This is a genomic window from Wenzhouxiangella sp. XN79A (genome assembly GCF_012272825.1).
Classification (GTDB): domain Bacteria; phylum Pseudomonadota; class Gammaproteobacteria; order Xanthomonadales; family Wenzhouxiangellaceae.
In genome coordinates this window covers 1-16,854 of the sequence record NZ_JAAWWS010000122.1, presented here as the reverse complement: position 1 = coordinate 16,854, position 16,854 = coordinate 1, and the positions used below count along the sequence as shown (strand labels likewise).

At 67.3% G+C, this 16,854-nt stretch carries 12 protein-coding genes and 1 pseudogene; 9 read left to right on the top strand and 4 right to left on the bottom strand.

The window, feature by feature from the left end:
* Positions 1 to 10: 10 nt before the first annotated feature.
* The 4 genes from miaA to HFP89_RS00665 are packed head-to-tail and all read right to left on the bottom strand — an operon-like array spanning position 11 to position 2,789.
* The gene (gene miaA / locus HFP89_RS00680) at positions 11 to 988 is read right to left on the bottom strand and encodes a tRNA (adenosine(37)-N6)-dimethylallyltransferase MiaA (protein ID WP_240955779.1); all 978 of its coding nucleotides are present in this window, start codon (positions 986 to 988) and stop codon (positions 11 to 13) included.
* Entirely contained in the window at positions 985 to 1,701 is a 717-nt protein-coding gene (gene dnaQ, locus HFP89_RS00675; protein ID WP_168715714.1) for a DNA polymerase III subunit epsilon, read from the bottom strand. Before dnaQ ends, miaA begins: the two co-directional genes overlap by 4 nt.
* 29 nt (positions 1,702 to 1,730) lie before the next feature.
* Positions 1,731 to 2,171 (bottom strand): ribonuclease HI, encoded by a 441-nt coding sequence (rnhA, locus tag HFP89_RS00670; RefSeq protein WP_168715713.1) that lies wholly within the window; start codon positions 2,169 to 2,171, stop codon positions 1,731 to 1,733.
* Between the two features lie 15 nt (positions 2,172 to 2,186).
* Positions 2,187 to 2,789 (bottom strand): class I SAM-dependent methyltransferase, encoded by a 603-nt coding sequence (locus tag HFP89_RS00665; RefSeq protein ID WP_168715712.1) that lies wholly within the window; start codon positions 2,787 to 2,789, stop codon positions 2,187 to 2,189.
* Between the two features lie 523 nt (positions 2,790 to 3,312).
* Here HFP89_RS00665 and gloB point away from each other — a divergent pair.
* From gloB to HFP89_RS00615, 9 genes and pseudogenes are all read left to right on the top strand, one after another.
* A complete protein-coding gene (gene gloB, locus HFP89_RS00660; protein ID WP_168715711.1) occupies positions 3,313 to 4,083 on the top strand; it encodes a hydroxyacylglutathione hydrolase in 771 nt (256 codons plus the stop codon).
* 127 nt (positions 4,084 to 4,210) lie between these two features.
* Complete coding sequence (locus HFP89_RS15900; protein ID WP_346775173.1) at positions 4,211 to 5,140, top strand: metalloregulator ArsR/SmtB family transcription factor; 930 nt, start codon at positions 4,211 to 4,213, stop codon at positions 5,138 to 5,140.
* Positions 5,137 to 8,849 (top strand): annotated as a pseudogene (gene metH, locus HFP89_RS00645) (methionine synthase). Before HFP89_RS15900 ends, metH begins: the two are co-directional and overlap by 4 nt.
* 85 nt (positions 8,850 to 8,934) lie before the next feature.
* Positions 8,935 to 10,236 carry an alpha/beta hydrolase gene (locus HFP89_RS00640; RefSeq protein WP_206212163.1) on the top strand — a complete coding sequence of 434 codons (1,302 nt, stop codon included), beginning with the start codon at positions 8,935 to 8,937 and terminating at the stop codon, positions 10,234 to 10,236.
* A gap of 627 nt (positions 10,237 to 10,863) precedes the next feature.
* Positions 10,864 to 12,789, top strand: coding sequence for a S8 family peptidase (locus tag HFP89_RS00635; RefSeq protein ID WP_168715708.1), 1,926 nt, complete (start codon positions 10,864 to 10,866; stop codon positions 12,787 to 12,789).
* Between the two features lie 147 nt (positions 12,790 to 12,936).
* Positions 12,937 to 13,896, top strand: coding sequence for a patatin-like phospholipase family protein (locus HFP89_RS00630; RefSeq protein ID WP_168715707.1), 960 nt, complete (start codon positions 12,937 to 12,939; stop codon positions 13,894 to 13,896).
* Positions 13,893 to 14,612, top strand: a complete 720-nt coding sequence (locus HFP89_RS00625) for a YkgJ family cysteine cluster protein (protein ID WP_168715706.1) — start codon at positions 13,893 to 13,895, stop codon at positions 14,610 to 14,612. Before HFP89_RS00630 ends, HFP89_RS00625 begins: the two co-directional genes overlap by 4 nt.
* Positions 14,609 to 15,340: a creatininase family protein gene (locus HFP89_RS00620; protein WP_168715705.1), complete on the top strand. Its 732-nt coding sequence runs from the start codon at positions 14,609 to 14,611 to the stop codon at positions 15,338 to 15,340. The genes HFP89_RS00625 and HFP89_RS00620 overlap by 4 nt, the downstream gene beginning before the upstream one ends.
* 67 nt (positions 15,341 to 15,407) lie before the next feature.
* Complete coding sequence (locus HFP89_RS00615; RefSeq protein ID WP_168715704.1) at positions 15,408 to 16,697, top strand: mechanosensitive ion channel family protein; 1,290 nt, start codon at positions 15,408 to 15,410, stop codon at positions 16,695 to 16,697.
* The last annotated feature ends 157 nt before the right edge of the window (positions 16,698 to 16,854 follow it).

The following is a 16,854-nucleotide window of genomic DNA, read 5'->3' as shown; positions in this document are numbered from 1 at the left end:
TGCGCTCGGATCAGCCCCCGACGCGCTCCGCAAACCGCCCTGTACGCCTGATTATGCGGTCGATCGACGATGCATTCAACGGGTCGTACCATCGGCCACCCGCCCATTGGCGCAGTGCAGTCAGCTGCCGCTTGGCCAGCCGCCGAGTGGCCGCAGCCCCCCGCGCCACCAGCGTCGACCGATCGTACTCGCCGCGCAGGCACTCCAGCGACTGGCGATAACCGACCGCGCGCATCACCGGACCGTCGGGATCGAGGCCGGGGCGTTCGAGCAGCGCGGCGACCTCGTCGAGCAGTCCCTGAGCGAGCATCGTCGACCAGCGCCGATCGATCCGTGCATGAAGTTCCGAACGGTCGGCCGGGCTCACGATCAGCATCAGGCTGTCCTGCATCCGATCGGGCCCCCGTCCGGTCCACAGCTGTGTCGGCGGCCGACCCGTCAGGCCGTGGATTTCCAATGCCCGCAGGATCCGCTGCGGATCGCTGGCACGGATCCGGCGGGCGGCCTCGGCATCGAGCTCGGCCAGCCGGGCGTGCATCGCCGCCCAACCGATCCGCTCGGCCTCCGCGGTCAGCGCAGCGCGCAGCGCGGGATCGGCCGGTGGCAGCGGATCGAGCCCGTAGCGAAGTGCGTTCAGATACATGGTCGTCCCTCCGACCAGCACCGGCAGGCGCCCCGCCGCGTGCGCCCCGGCGATGCAGCGTTGGGCGTCGGCGACGAACTCGGCGGCCGAGTACACATCTTCCGGTTCGCGGATATCGATCAGGTCGTGGGGATGCGCACGCAGCTCTTCGGCAGTCGGCTTGGCCGTACCGACGTCGAGGCCGCGATAGACCTGGGCGGAGTCGACGCTGATCAGGCGGCACGGAAACCGCTCGGCCAGCGCGAAGGCCAGCGTCGTCTTGCCGGCTGCGGTCGGCCCGGTCACGACGATGCACGGCGGCACCGCCGATCGTACCCGGACCGGCCGCGGCATCGGTTCGCTCAAGAAGCCCGGCCGGCCAGCGTCCGCCACAGACAGCCGGACTCGCCGGCGGCCTGCTCGATGGCCTGCAGACGCTGCTCGTGGGCGGCGCATTCGTCGGCGTTCGCGGCCCGGACCCGCAGACGCGAAGGGTCGTAATCGACCGCTCCGAGCGACTGCGTCGTCGAACCCGCCGGTGAGAGATCGAGCCCGAGATCGACCTGACCGCCGGTCATCAGCAGGTAGACATCGGCCAGCAGCTCCGAGTCGAGCAGCGCGCCGTGCAGCGTGCGGTTGGAGTTGTCGACCTCGTAGCGCCGACACAGCGCGTCGAGGCTGTTGCGCTGGCCGGGGTGAAGCTCGCGCGCCAGTTCCAGGGTGTCCAGCACCCGGGCCAGCTCGATCACGCGCGTCGGCTCCGGCAAGCGGGCCAGCTCGGCGTCCAGGAAGCCGACATCGAAGGCCGCGTTGTGGATGATCAGTTCGGCGCCGCGGATGAACTCGATGAATTCTTCGGCGATCTCGGCGAAGCGCGGCTTGTCGTCGAGAAACTCGTCGCTCAACCCATGGACTTCGACCGCGCCGGCGTCGACCTCGCGCTCGGGATTGATGTACTTGTGGAACTGCCGTCCGGTCAGTGACCGATCGATCAGTTCCAGTGCGCCGATCTCGATGATCCGATGACCTTCCTCGGGTTCCAGGCCGGTGGTTTCGGTGTCCAGGACGATCTGTCGCATCGGGTTCGCAGTGCTCCTCGGGTCGGGGTTCAGGCCGCGCGCTGGGCGGCGCTCGTGGCGAGGCGGTCGGCCCGCTCGTTCTCCGGGTGCCCCGAGTGTCCGCGCACCCAGGACCAGCGGACCCGGTGCTCGTTCGCCGCGGCTTCGAGGCGCTGCCAGAGATCGGCGTTCTTGACCGGCTTGCGGGCCGCCGTCTTCCAGCCGTTGGCCTTCCAGCGCGGCAGCCACTCGGTAATGCCCTGACGCACGTAGTTCGAGTCGGTCGTCAGGTGGACACGACAGGGGCGGTTCAACGACTCCAGCGCGCGAATCGCGGCCATCAGCTCCATCCGGTTGTTGGTCGTGTCCCGCTCGCCGCCGGACAGTTCCTTCTCGACGCCCCGGAACCGGAGCACCGCGCCCCAGCCGCCCGGACCGGGGTTGCCGCTGCAGGCCCCATCGGTCCAGATCTCGACCGTCTCGTCAGTCATTCCGGCCTCTCCCTCTCATGCGGCTCGGCAGGTGGTGGTCGGCGCAGCCCGTGCCGCCGACGCGAAACCGCGGCGCAGGTCCAGGCGGCGGACCGTTGCCGCCCGCGGCGGCTTGCGGCCGACCACCAGCAGCAGCGGCGAAAGACCCGGCAGCACGCTGGTCCAGTAGCGACGGGTCGGAATCTGCAACAGCAGGTCGTGGCGAGCATGCAGATAGAGAAAGCGCGGCCAGGCCGGCAGCCGGAACGTATCGCGGCCCAGCTCACGCCAGCTGCCGCGATGCCAGGGATTGGCCGTGACCGAAACGATCAGTCCGCCCGGCGCGAGCACCCGCAGCGCTTCGGCGAAGCGCTCCAGGGCAAGATCATCCCAGAACAGGTGGCGAACCAGCACCGCAGGCAGCGACTCGTCGGCGAATGGCAATGTGTGTCCGTCCGCCCGGAACGGCCAGATCCAGCCGCTGGAGTCGTGCAGGACCCGGTGACGGGGCACATCGATGGCCGGCGACGGGCTCGAGGCCGGCGCGAATTCCACCAGCCAGTCCACCCCGGCTCCGCGCAGCAGCTCGGGAATCACGGCGTTCTCGGCGTGCTGCAGCGATGCGAAGCCAACGGACATGACGGCGATCGACGACTCTTCGGGTACGGTGTCGGCGGTAGTGTACCCCGCCACTCATTGTGTGACTTATCGAGTGCGCCTGAATCGACAGTGCACGGCGCGGCCCGCAGTGAAGGGCCCGCCCTGTACAAGGGACGCAAGGCCGCGATGTCGGTTCAGGCGCGCTCCTCGAAGGGCGAGCCGGAGCGCCTTCATCTGCGGCGTTCTGTCGCCTGGAAAGGACGCTGCCATTCCCCGCGGGACCGGCCTTGCAGCCAAACGCTCTCCGACTCGCCAGTGGGCCATGCGGCAAATCAGGTGACACGCCGCCGTCGCACCCGCTTCGTATGCAAGGCGCGCGAGTGCAGGCGTCCTTGCCGGGCCGTCGAGCGAGCGGAACGCAGCCTACGGTGCGGGTGCGACGGCGGCGTGTTACCTGCATTTGTCGGATGGCCCACGAGGCGTTACACAATGAATGGCGGGGGTACAGTAGGGTGTCGCGGACATCTTCGGACCCGCTTTCGGAACAAAAGCAGACGACGCCATGACCAAGCTCGGGATCGAGGCCGTCGAGGCCTTCGACGACAACTACATCTGGATCATCGACGACGGTCGGCACGCCGCGGTCGTCGATCCCGGCCAGTCCGGGCCGGTGATCGAATACCTGGCCAGGAAGCGCCTCGAGCTGGGCGCGATCCTGCTGACGCATCACCATGCCGACCACATCGGCGGCGTCGAGGCCCTTCTCGCCGAGGCGCCCTGCCCGGTCTTCGGCCCGGCCGACCCGAGGATTCCGGCCGTCGACCGTCCCTGCCGCGAGGGCGAGCACGTTCGGGTCGATGCCCCGTCGCTGGCCTTCAGGGTGCTCGAAACCCCGGGCCATACCACCAGCCACATCGCCTTCCACGGCCATGGGCGAGTGTTCTGCGGCGACACCCTGTTCTCGATCGGCTGCGGCCGGATGTTCGAGGGTCGGCCGGCCCAGATGCTGGCCTCGCTGGACGCGCTTGCGGCCCTGCCCGACGACACCCTCGTTCACTGCGCCCACGAGTACACCCGCGCCAACTGCGCGTTCGCGCGTACGGTCGAGCCCGAAAACCGCGACCTGCTCGCCCGCTGCCGTGAGGTCGAGCAACTGCGCGAACAGGGCCATCGGACCGTACCCAGCCGGCTGGAGCAGGAAAAGCGCTGCAACCCGTTCCTGCGCACCCGCGCGCCCGCCGTGATCGCGGCGGCCCGGGCCCACGACGCTGGCTGCGACGGCACGCCGGAGGCCGTGTTCGCCACGCTGAGACGCTGGAAGGACCGGTTCTGACGGGACTCCCCGCGCGCTCGACCGCCTCTTCCGGACCGCGCGCCGAATCGCTCCGGCGGTTGCGAAGCGGCCCTCCAGGCTTTATCCTTGCGAATATATCTTTCGATCGAGATAAAAGGATAAGGTCATCGAACTGGAACGCGTAGGCCGCCACTGCTCGCTGCTCGGGGACCCCACCCGACTGCGCCTGCTGGCACTGCTGGACACCGAGGAACTGACCGTCGCGGAGCTTGCCGAAACCATGCGGCTGGCTCAGCCGCGCGTGTCGACGCACCTGGCAAAGCTGCGCGATGCCGGCCTGGTGGCCGATCGCCGCGAGGGCGTGTCGGTCTACTACCGCTCGATGACCGATGGTCGGGACACGGCGCTTTGCCAGCTGTGGGCAATGGTCCGTGGCCGACTCGACGACCCGGTCATCGCGGCCGACGCCGAACGTCTGCCCGACGTGCTCGCGCAGCGTGCCCGCGGCCGCAACTGGCCCGATGCGGTGGCCGGCGACATGGAACGCCACTATTCGCCGGGTCGCAGCTGGGAGTCCACCGCGCGGGCGCTGGTCCAGCTGATCACGCCGGGTCGGGTGCTCGACATCGCCTCCGGCGACGGCGTGATGGGCGAACTGCTGGGAGGACGGGCCGAGTCGGTCGACTGCATCGATCTGTCGACGCGCGTGGTCGATGCCGGCCAGGCACGGGTCGAATCCCTCGCCAACGTCCGCTTCCACCAGGGCGACATGCATGCCCTGCCGTTCGACGACGCGACGTTCGACACCGTGCTGCTGCTTCACGCCCTGACCTACAGCGACCGGCCGGACGTGGCCGCGCGCGAGGCGGCCCGGGTCCTCCGCGACGGCGGCACGCTGATCGCCGCTGCGCTGAAGTCGCACCGCCACACCCGGCAGGTGGAGGCCTACGGCCACGTCAACAACGGTTTCTCGCCCCGCGCGCTGGAACGATTGTTCGGCGACGCCGGGCTCGAGGTGGGTTTCTGCGAAGTCACCTCGGTCGAGAAGAAACCCCCGAATTTCGAAATCATCACGCTACTGGCGAGACGAACATGACCCGAGACACCTGGCACGACCCGAAGCGCGTGGATGCCCTGCGCGACGCGCTGGCCGAACGCATCCTGCTGCTGGACGGTGCCATGGGCACCATGATCCAGGCCGAAGTGCTCGACGAGGACGACTTCCGCGGCGAGCGCTTCGCCGACCACGAAGACGATCTCAAGGGCAACAACGACCTGCTGGTGCTGACCCGTCCGGAACTGATCAAGCGGATCCACAAGGAGTTCCTCGAGGTCGGTTGCGATTTCATCGAGACCAACACCTTCAACGCCAACCGCATCAGCCAGGCCGACTATTCGCTCGAAGAACTGGCCGAAGAACTGAACTTCGAAGCCGCGAAACTGGCCCGGGCGGCCTGTGACGAGGCCGAAGCCGCAACGCCGACGCGACCGCGTTTCGTCGTCGGCACCCTCGGCCCGACCAACCGCACCGCGTCGATTTCGCCGGACGTGTCCAACCCCGGCTATCGGGCCGTGACCTTCGACGACCTGGTATCGACCTACAGCGAAGCGATCCGCGGACTCCTCGACGGTGGCGCCGACCTGTTGATGGTCGAAACGATCTTCGACACGCTCAACGCAAAGGCAGCGATCTTCGCGATCGAGCAGGAGTTCGATCGTCGCGGCGCGCGCTGGCCGGTGCTGATCTCCGGCACGATCACCGACGCCAGCGGCCGCACGCTGTCCGGCCAGACGCCCGAGGCCTTCTATCACTCGGTGCGCCACGCCGAACCGTTCGGCGTCGGCTTCAACTGCGCGCTCGGCGCCGATCAGCTCAAGAAGCACATCGAGGACCTGGCGCGCGTCGCCGAATGCCTGGTCAGCGCGCACCCGAACGCAGGCCTGCCGAACGAATTCGGCGAGTACGACCAGACCCCGGCGCAAATGGCCGAAATCGTCAGGACCTACGCCGAAGACGGCCTGATCAACATCATCGGCGGCTGCTGCGGCACCACGCCCGCCCACCTCGACGCCATCCGCGAGGCCGTCGAGCCGTTCCCGCCGCGCAAACTCGAAACCAAGAAGGCAGCATGAGCCAATCGCAACCCGAACGACGCTACACCCGGCTGAGCGGCCTGGAGCCGCTGACCATCACCCCCGAGCTCGGCTTCGTCAACGTCGGCGAGCGGACCAACGTGACCGGCTCGGCGCGCTTCAAGCGCCTGATCGCCGAGGAGAAGTACGACGAGGCGGTCGAGGTCGCGCTCGAGCAGGTCGAGAACGGCGCCCAGATCATCGACGTCAACATGGACGAGGGCCTGCTGGATTCGGAACAGGCCATGACCGATTTCCTGAATCTGATCATGGCCGAGCCGGACATCGCTCGGGTACCGATCATGGTCGACTCCTCGAAGTGGTCGGTGATCGAGGCCGGGCTGAAGTGCCTGCAGGGCAAGGGCATCGTCAATTCGATCAGCCTGAAGGAAGGGGAAGAACAGTTCCTGGACCAGGCACGCAAGATCCGCCGCTACGGCGCGGCGGTGATCGTCATGGCCTTCGACGAAACCGGTCAGGCCGACAATGCCGAGCGCATGGTGGAATGCCTGTCGCGCGCCCACCGGCTGCTGGTCGACGAGATCGGCTTTCCGCCCGAAGACATCATCTTCGACCCCAACATCTTTCCCGTCGCCACCGGCATGGAGGAGCACAACAACTACTCCATGGAGTTCATCGAGGCCACCCGGGAACTCAAGAAACGCTTCCCGCACTGCCACATCTCCGGCGGCGTATCGAACATGTCGTTCTCGTTTCGCGGCAACAACCCGGTGCGCGAGGCCATGCACTCGGTGTTCCTGTACCACGCCATGCAGGCCGGGATGGACATGGGCATCGTCAACGCCGGCCAGCTGGCCGTCTACGACGACATCGACCCCGAGCTGCGCGAGCTGGTCGAGGACGTCGTGCTCAACCGCCGCGACGATGCCACCGAGCGGCTGCTGGAGGCCGCCGACAAGTACAAGGGCGACGGGCAGAAACAGGAAAAGGATGAAGCCTGGCGCGAGAAACCGGTGGCCGAGCGGCTGAAGTACGCCCTGGTCAAGGGCATCGACAAGTACGTCATCGACGACACCGAGGAAGCGCGTCAGCAGCACGACACCGCGCTGGAGGTCATCGAAGGCCCGTTGATGGACGGCATGAACTACGTCGGCGACCTGTTCGGCGCCGGCAAGATGTTCCTGCCCCAGGTCGTCAAGTCGGCCCGCGTGATGAAGAAGGCCGTCGCCCACCTCGTGCCCTACCTCGAGAAGGAAAAGAAGGTCGGCGAGAAGAAGGGCAGCGTGCTGCTGGCCACCGTCAAGGGCGATGTGCACGACATCGGCAAGAACATCGTCGGCGTCGTGCTGGCCTGCAACGGCTTCGATGTGCACGATCTCGGCGTCATGGTACCGGCCGACCGGATCCTCGACGAAGCCGAAAAGCACGACGTCGACATGGTCGGCCTCTCGGGGCTGATCACCCCGTCGCTGGACGAGATGGTGACCGTGGCCGAAGCCATGAGGAAGCGCGGCATGGACCTGCCGCTGCTGATCGGCGGTGCGACGACCTCGCGCGCCCATACCGCGCTGAAGATCGACCCGGCCTACGAGGCGCCGGTGGTCTGGGTCAAGGACGCGTCCAGAGCCGTGGACGTGGTCCGCAAGCTGGCCAGTCGGACCCATCGGCCCAACTACGCCGCGGACATCGCGGCCGACTACGAAGAATTCCGCGAGCGGCACGCCAACCGGAAGAAGCGCAAGCCGCTGATCCCGATCGAAGCGGCGCGCGACAAGGCGTTCGAGATCGACTGGAGCGCCTACACGCCGAACAGGCCCCTGAAGCCGGGTCTCAACGTCATCGACGACTGGCCGCTGGAGGACCTGGTGGAGGTCATCGACTGGACGCCGTTCTTCCAGACCTGGGAACTGGCCGGCCGCTATCCCGACATCCTCGACGACGAGGTCGTCGGCGAAGCCGCGACCAGCCTGTTCGACGATGCCCAGGACATGCTGAAACGGATCGTCGACGAGAAATGGCTGCAGCCGAAGGCGGTCTGCGCCCTGCTGCCGGCCGCGCGAGACGGTGACGATATCCTGCTCTACACCGACGAATCCCGCGAAACGGTGCTGGAACGCATGGTCTGTCTGCGCCAGCAGGCCGACAAGCCTTCGGCCAACCTGTGCCTGGCCGATTATGTCGCGCCGGCCGACTCGGGCGTCGAGGACTGGGCCGGGCTGTTCGCCGTGACCACCGGCCACGGCATCGAGGAGGCCAGGCAGAAGCTGCCCGACAACGACGACTACGCCGGCATCCTGCTCCAGGCCCTGGCCGACCGCCTGGCCGAGGCACTGGCCGAAGCACTGCATGCGAAGGTCCGACGCGAGCTCTGGGGCTACGCCCCCGACGAGAACCTGTCCAACCAGGAACTGATCAAGGAAACCTACCGCGGCATCCGACCGGCGCCCGGCTACCCGGCCTGCCCCGACCACAGCGAGAAGACCAAGCTGTTCGACCTGCTCGATGCGCCCGGCAACATCGGCCTGGAGCTGACCGAATCCTTCGCCATGCATCCGGCTGCCGCGGTCAGCGGCTACTACTTCGGACATCCGGAATCGAAGTACTTCGTGGTCGGAAAGATCGGCCGCGACCAGCTGGAAGACTACGCCCGGCGCAAGGAAATCCCGCTGGAGCGGGCGCAGAAGTACCTGCGCCCCATCCTCGAGGACTGAACGACCCGGGGCGGGTCCCGTCCGGCGTGCGTCCGCCGGTGCCGCTGGTATAGTCGACGGCGGCCCATCCCTCGCCCTCGCTCCCATGCCTGATCGTCACCGCTTCTTCCAGGGCATCGCGATCCTCGTCGCAGGCCTGGTCCTCGCGGGCTGTGCCGGGCCTCGCGTCCAGCCCCTGATGCCCACGCCGGTGCTGTTTTCCGAACTCGAGGTCGGGCCGCTCGATCACGTTCCGGCCGACCAGCGCTGGAAACCGCGGCGGGTGTACTACGCGACCACCCGCGAACGCGAACCGGACCTGCAGCGGATCGACTACAACAACAACGAGAGCGATCGGGTTTCGGTCGGGATGTCGCTGATCGGCTTCGGCGGTCCCGACATCAGCTGGTCCGAGCTCAACGAATTCTCGCGCAGCGCCGAGCGCGAACGGAACGTCGACCTGTCGATCGCCGGCCTGGTCGAGGCCGGACACTTCACGCTCGACGAACACGGCCGGGCGGTCGATCCGAGCGGCTCGGCGTCCTGGCTGATGGCCGACCTGAATGCCTCGATCGAGGCGGCCCGGGATCGCGACCTGTTGATCTACGTCCACGGGGCGAAGGTGAACTTCTACAACGCCAACGCCTTCGCCGCCCAGCTCGACCACTTCATGGGCCGCGACATGACCTCGATGGCCTTTTCCTGGCCGACCCGGCAGAACATCATCGCCTATGGCACGGGCGGCGACGTGCGTCGTGCCTACCGCAGCAGTTCGGCGCTGCTCGCGCTGCTCGAGCAGCTGGCGCAGGACTCCATCGCACGGCGGATCCACATCGTGACCTGGAGCGCCGGGGGTCGCCTGGTCACCCGGGCGCTTTCGGATCTCTACGCACGTCACGCCGCCGACGGCGTGGACCTGCGCGAGCGATTCCGCCTCGGAACCATCTACTTTGCCGCCGCGGACGTCCCCGGCAACGAGTTCATCGATGCCCTGCCGAAGATCGATCGACTCGCTCGACGGATCGTTGTCACGTCGTCGTCGAACGACGGTGCGCTGCGGATGGCGCGTCGATTCATGGGCGGCGACGATCGGATCGGACAGCTGCGCCAACGACCGCTGAACGACGAGCAGCTCGATACGGTGCGGGGCGCCGAGCGGCTGGAGGTGATCGACATGTCCTACGGTGCCGACCAGCGCGGCTTCGACATCACCGGCCACCGCTACTGGTTCGATCACCCCTGGGCCAGCAGTGACCTGGTGCTGGCGATCCGCAGCGACCTCGATGCCGACGAGCGCGCACTGCAGCGGCAAGCCACCTCGATCCTCTGGGCGGTTCCTCCCGACTATCCCGACCGTCTCGCCGAGCGCATGAGCCGGCCGGACCTCCGGATTCGTCGTCCCGATTGACCGGGCCGATGTCCGGGAGCCGACCCGGAACCCGAGGGCATCGCGACCGGTCTGGTCGACCCCCCGTTTCGCGTTCATCGGCCTGGAGCGGGCCGACAGCTTGTTCGTCCACGACCCGACGCCGTCTGCAGGCGCTGGTGCAGAGCCGCCGGGCGTGAACGCACCCGAAGGGGTGCTGTTCATCGACGCGACCGACACGCCGACCGGCCTGCCCTGGCTGGCGAGCACGCACGAGGATTCCGGTGGCGGCGCACCGGGACCTGATCTCCCCCTGACAGCACCTCGACTCCGGCACGCTCCGGACCCCGCCGTACGCGCCCGAATGGTCATGAAGTGACAAAAAATGTCACTTTTTTGCGTGATATTCGTCACATTTCCGTAAATTCGGTCGGAAAATCGCTGGATTTTCACGCGCTGGCTCCCGTATAACCAATGGGTGCTTGTTGGGGACGAGGGCCGCAACGCCTCCGGCCAAAAACCGAACCTGAATTGTCGCAGCGTGGGAACTGCGGCCAGGAAAGAGCGGGTTGCAACCTCGAAACCCACTTCCGACGCAAATCGGAGGTCGCACAAAGGGGAAAGTAGCAAGGGGACTCGAAAAAAGCAGTTCACATGGGAGAAAACTCGATGTTCTGGAAGAAACTATCTGTCACCGTTGCCAGCGCCGGCCTGCTCGCCGCCGCTCTGGCCGCACCGGTCGCCGCCTCCGAGCTGCTCGCCGGTTCGGACCAGTCAGCGGCCCTGCGGATCGCGAAGGATCCGATCGAAGGTCAGTACATCGTCGTTCTGAAAGACGACGTAGCGCGCCTGGCCAACGAGCGCTCCGCGGCACCGGAAGTCGCTCGCGTGGCCACCGATATGGCCCGGACGCACAACCTGCGGGTCGCTCGGTCGTACTCGCACGTGCTGCGCGGCTTCGTGGCATCCGATGTCAGCGACAAGCAGCTGCTGGATCTGATCAAGGATCCGCGCGTGGCCTACGTCGAAGAAGACGGCATCGTTTCCGTCCGCGCGACGCAGAACAACGCCACCTGGGGCCTGGATCGCGTCGACCAGACCGATCTGCCGCTCGACGGCACCTACACCTACAACACGACCGCATCGAACGTGCGCAGCTACATCGTCGACACCGGCGTGCTGGCCTCGCACAACGACTTCGGCGGTCGCGTTCTCAGCGGCTTCACCTCGATCAACGACGGTCGCGGCTCGAACGACTGCAACGGGCACGGTACCCACGTCGCCGGCACGGTGGCCGGTTCGACCTGGGGTGTCGCCAAGCAGTCGCTGATCGTGCCGGTCCGCGTGCTGGGCTGTAACGGCTCGGGCACCAACTCCGGCGTCATCGCCGGGATGGACTGGATCGCGGCCAACCGCGTCCTGCCGGCCGTGGCCAACATGAGCCTGGGCGGCGGCGCCTCGACCACCACCGACAACGCCGTGGCCAACATGCGCAACGCCGGCGTGACCGTCGTCGTTGCCGCCGGCAACGAGAACCAGAACGCCTGCAACGTCTCGCCCGCGCGCTCCGCGGCCGCGATCACGGTCGGCTCCACGACCAGCAGCGACTCGCGTTCCAGCTTCTCCAACTTCGGCTCCTGCGTCGATATCTTTGCGCCGGGCTCGTCGATCACTTCGGCCTGGTGGACCAGCAACTCGTCGACCAATACCATCAGCGGGACCTCGATGGCCGCGCCCCACGTGGCCGGCATCGCCGCGCTGTATCTCGCCGACAACCCGTCGGCCACGCCGACCCAGGTCGAGAACGCGATCTTCGCGGCCGGCATTTCCAACACCCTGACCAACGTCGGAAGCGGTTCGCCCAACCTGATGGCCTACTCGCTGTTCGGCGGTGGCGGCGGTGGCGGCGGCGGTGGCGGCGGCGGTGGCGGCGGTGGTGGAACCGGCCCGACCGCGCTGACCAACGGCGTGCCGGTCGGCAACCTGTCCGGCGCACAGGGCTCGGAAATCTTCTTCACCCTCGACGTCCCGGCCGGCGCGACCAACCTGGCCTTCGACATGGCCGGTGGTTCGGGCGATGCCGACCTGTACGTCCGCTTCGGCGCAGCCCCGACCACGTCCAGCTACGACTGCCGTCCGTACATCGGCGGCAACACCGAGAGCTGCGACTTCGCCAGCCCGGCAGCCGGTACCTGGCACGTCATGATCCGCGGCTATTCGTCCTACTCGGGCGTATCGCTGGTCGGCGGCTTCACCGAGCCGAGCGGTGGTGGCGGCGGCGGGGCTCCGTGCTCCAACTGCGACCTGTACACGGGTTCGCTGAGCGGCACCGGCGACTCCGACGTGCAGCCGAACGGCACCTACTACTTCTCGAGCGCCGGCACCCACAACGGCTACCTGCGCGGGCCGGGCAGTGCCGACTTCGACCTGGAGCTGTACCGCTGGAACGGCCGTGGCTGGAGCCGCGTGGCCAACAGCGCAAGCGCCAGCTCGGACGAGGACATCAGCTACAACGGTTCCTCCGGGTACTACTACTGGCGCATCCGGTCGTACTCCGGCAGCGGAAGCTACGACTTCTACCTCGATCGCCCGTAAGCCGCGATCCGCGAACCGAACGTTCGCACGAGCCCCGGCCATCGGCCGGGGCTTTTTCTTGCGGGTGCAAGAACGAACCTGCAGTTTCGTCCGACCCGAACCGTCGCGGATCAGTATGCTGTGCCTCTGCCCGACCGGATCGCCACGATGCCTCCCCGCCCGTTCCTCGCCACCCTGCTTCTCCTGGTCGTGCTGGCCCCCGACGCCCACGTCGCCGCCGAAACCGTCGAGTCGGCCGCCTCGGAGGCGACCGACTGCGAGATCGGGCTGGCCCTGGGCTCCGGCGGCGCGGCCGGGCTTGCCCACATCGCGATGCTGAACGTGTTCGATGAACTGGGGCTGCGACCCTCGAGGATCGCTGGCACCAGCATCGGTGCCGTGATCGGCGCACTGTACGCCGCCGGTCTCGATGCCGATTCGATCGAAACGCTGTTCGCCGAATTCGGCGGCTCCGGGCTCGATGCGCTGTCCCGAATGATCGATGGCGACAATGGACTGGGCCTGCGGGATGTCCTGAACCTCGACCTCGAGCACGGTGGACTGATCGATCCCGAGGGGTTCATCGAGTTCCTGGCCACGCACACGGAAGCACGCGACTTCGGCGACCTGAGAATTCCGCTCGAGGTCATCGCCACCGATTACTGGACCGGCGAGACGGTCGTCCTCGACGAAGGCCCGCTGTTCGAAGCCGTTGAAGCCAGCATGGCGGTGCCCGGGCTGTTCTCTCCGGTTCGTCGCGGTGCGCACATGCTGATCGACGGCGGCACCACCCGGCCCTTGCCGCTGGACCGCCTCCGAGCGGGGTGCGCCCGCGTCATCGCCGTCGATGTCTCCGGCGCCCGGCCCCGCCCCGGCGACCAGGCCGCCGCCGAATTCTCCGACCTGCTGTTCGGGAGTTTCGAGCTGATGCAGCAGGCACTGATCGCCGATGCGCGATTCCGCGATCCACCCGACCTCTACATCAAGCCCGAGATTCACGACGTCCGTTTGCTCCACTTCAACCGGATCGAAAGCGTGCTCGCGCAGTCCGCGCCAGCGGCCGCGGAGTTGCGCGCCTACCTGGAAGCGCATCGAAACGAGCAGGGACCCGACGGAGCGAACCGATGAGTCGTCTCGACGCCCTGCGGATCCGGGCGGCCGAAGCCGGGCGCGAGGCGGGCAGCCGTGGCCTGCGGACCTCGGCCTCGAACGCTTTGCGTGGAACCCAGCGGGCGCTCGAGGCCGAGCTTGCCGCCCTGCCCCGCGCCGATCGCGGCCCGGTGGCCTGCCGAAGCGGCTGCGCCTTCTGCTGTCACCTGCGGGTCATGGCCACGCCGGTCGAGGTCTTCGCATTGCTCGATTTTCTCGAGCAGCGCCTGGACGCCGAGGCCTTCGAAAGCTTCGTCGAGCGCGTCCACCGGACCGAGTCGCGGCTGCGCGCACTGCCGGTCGACAAGGTGCTGACCGTCAACCTGCCCTGCCCCGCACTGGTCGACGGCCGTTGCAGCGGCTATGCCGGCCGACCGCTGAACTGCCGCGCCTACCATTCGCTGTCGGTCGATGCCTGTCGAGACTCCTACGATCACCCCGAAGACCTGCACCTCGGCCACCCGCAACTGGCCCCGCTGGCCCGGGTCCATGCCGGCGTCCAGGCCGGGCTGGTCGCGGCCCTGTCCGAGGCCGGACGGGACGCCCGGCAATACGAACTGGTGAGCGCGCTGGCCGAGGCGCTCGACGATCCGACCACCCGCGAGCGGCTGGCGGCAGGCGAGCGCGTGTTCCGCCAGGCGCTGACCCTCGACGACCCCACTGACGAATCGATCAAGACAGGAACACCACGATGAAACTCCAGCTTTCGACCTGGCCCGACATCCAGAACTACCTGGAACGAAGCGACGCCATCCTCGTGCCGATCGGCTCGACCGAGCAGCACGGGCCGACCGGGCTGATCGGCACCGACGCACTGTGTCCGCAGCGAATCGCCGAAGGCATGGCCGACGAAGGCGTCCTGGTCGCACCCACCTTGAGCATCGGAATGGCGCAGCATCATCTCGGCTTCCCGGGCTCGATCGCGCTGCGGCCGAGCACCCTGATCGCCGTCATCGACGACGTCGTTTCATCGCTGGCCGCCACCGGCTTCCGGCGCATCCTGTTCCTGAACGGCCACGGCGGAAACATCGCGACCGTCCAGGCCGCGTTCTCGGAGATCTGGGCCCGATCCAGCCATGCCGGAGCGGTCTCGCCGCTGTCGCTGAAACTGGTCAACTGGTTCACCCTGCCAGGCGTTCGCGCCCTGTCCCGCGAACTCTATGGCAGTGCCGAGGGCAGCCACGCCACGCCGTCGGAGATTTCGCTGACCTGGTTCGCCCATCCGGAAGCGCAGCGCCAGGCACGGCTCGAGCCGCGGATCGCGCCCGATGGACCGATCCGCGACGCGGCCGACTTCCGACGGCGCTACTCCGACGGCCGCTGCGGGTCCGACCCGACCCTGGCCTGTGTCGAACACGGCCAGCGCTTCTTCGAAACCGCGCTGAACGACCTCCGCGACGTCTGGAGCGACTTCACGGCCTGAACGACATTCCGGAAGCACGCACGCCATCCTTGTTAGGGTGGACGTTCGCTCCGCTCCGGGATGATTCATGAAGGACGCACTGAAAGCGCTTCTTGCCGACTGGGGAGTGGCCGACGATTCGCTGATCTACTCGCTGACGGTCATCGGCCTGATCGCGCTCGTGACCGCACTGGTTCACCTGGCCGTGCATCGCGTGCTGCTGCGCGCGCTGACTCGAATGACCGAAGCCAGCCGCCACTCGCAAGTCCGCATGTTCGATGCCAGGCTGGCTTCACGACTGGCTCTGGCCGCCCAGGGCGTGGTCGTCTGGGTCATGGGCAGCGCCTTTCTCGACCCCGATCACTGGGCGCTCGCCCTGCTCGAAACCGTCACCCATCTCTGGATCGTGTTGTTCACCGTGCTGGCGCTGTTCGCCCTGCTCGACGGCGTCGAGCGCTTGAGCCGAGACGCACGATCCAGCCGGCGACTGCCGCTGCGCGGCCTGTTCCAGGGGATGAAGCTGGCCGGAAGCATCATCGGACTGATCTTTGCGGTGGGGTTCCTGATCGGAAAATCGCCGCTGATCCTGTTCAGCGGCCTGGGCGCGATGACCGCCGTGGTCCTGCTCGTCTTCCGCGACCCGATTCTCGGCCTGGTCGCCGGCATCCAGCTGTCGGCCAACGACATGCTGTCGGTCGGCGACTGGCTGGAAATGCCGGACTACGGCGCCGACGGCGATGTCGTCGACATCAGTCTGACCACCGTCAAGGTCCGGAACTGGGACAAGACCATCACCTCGGTTCCGAACTACGCGCTGGTCTCGAACTCGTTCAAGAACTGGCGCAACATCGAAACCGTGGGCGGCCGCCGGATCAAGCGTTCGATCCGGATCGAGGCCAGCAGCGTCGGGTTCGCCTCCGAGCAACTGATCGAACGGCTGCGCGAGGCCGAACTGCTGACCGAACACATCGAAGAGAAGCTCGCCAGCATTCGCGAGGAGAACGAGCGGCGCGGAATCGACCCCGACTCCCCGACCGATGCCCGCCGCCTGACCAACATCGGCCTGCTGCGTGCCTACCTGACGCGCTATCTCGGTTCGCGCAAGGCAATCAACACCGACCTGACCCACATGGTCCGCCAGCTCCAGGCCGGCGACGACGGCATCCCGCTCGAACTCTACGCCTTCAGCCACGAAACGAGCTGGATTCCCTACGAGAACGTCCAGTCCGAGATCTTCGACCACGTCTACGCCGTCCTGCCGGGGTTCGGACTTCGACTGCACCAGGCGCCGAACGGGAGCGATGTTCGATCGCTGGCGCGGTCCCTGACGGGAGCGGATACCGAGAACCATGCACCTTCGGAAGGCCGCAGTCGCTGACCTCGACGGACCGACGGGTCCGGAAATGGTGCCGACGGAGGGATGGCGTTCGCTGCACTCACGCGAGCTCGCGGCTGCGCCGCTCGGTTCGAACCCATTGTTGATGGTCGGCGGTTCGAATCGTGCGCCTGGCGACGCGGGCGCATCGGCAGCGTTG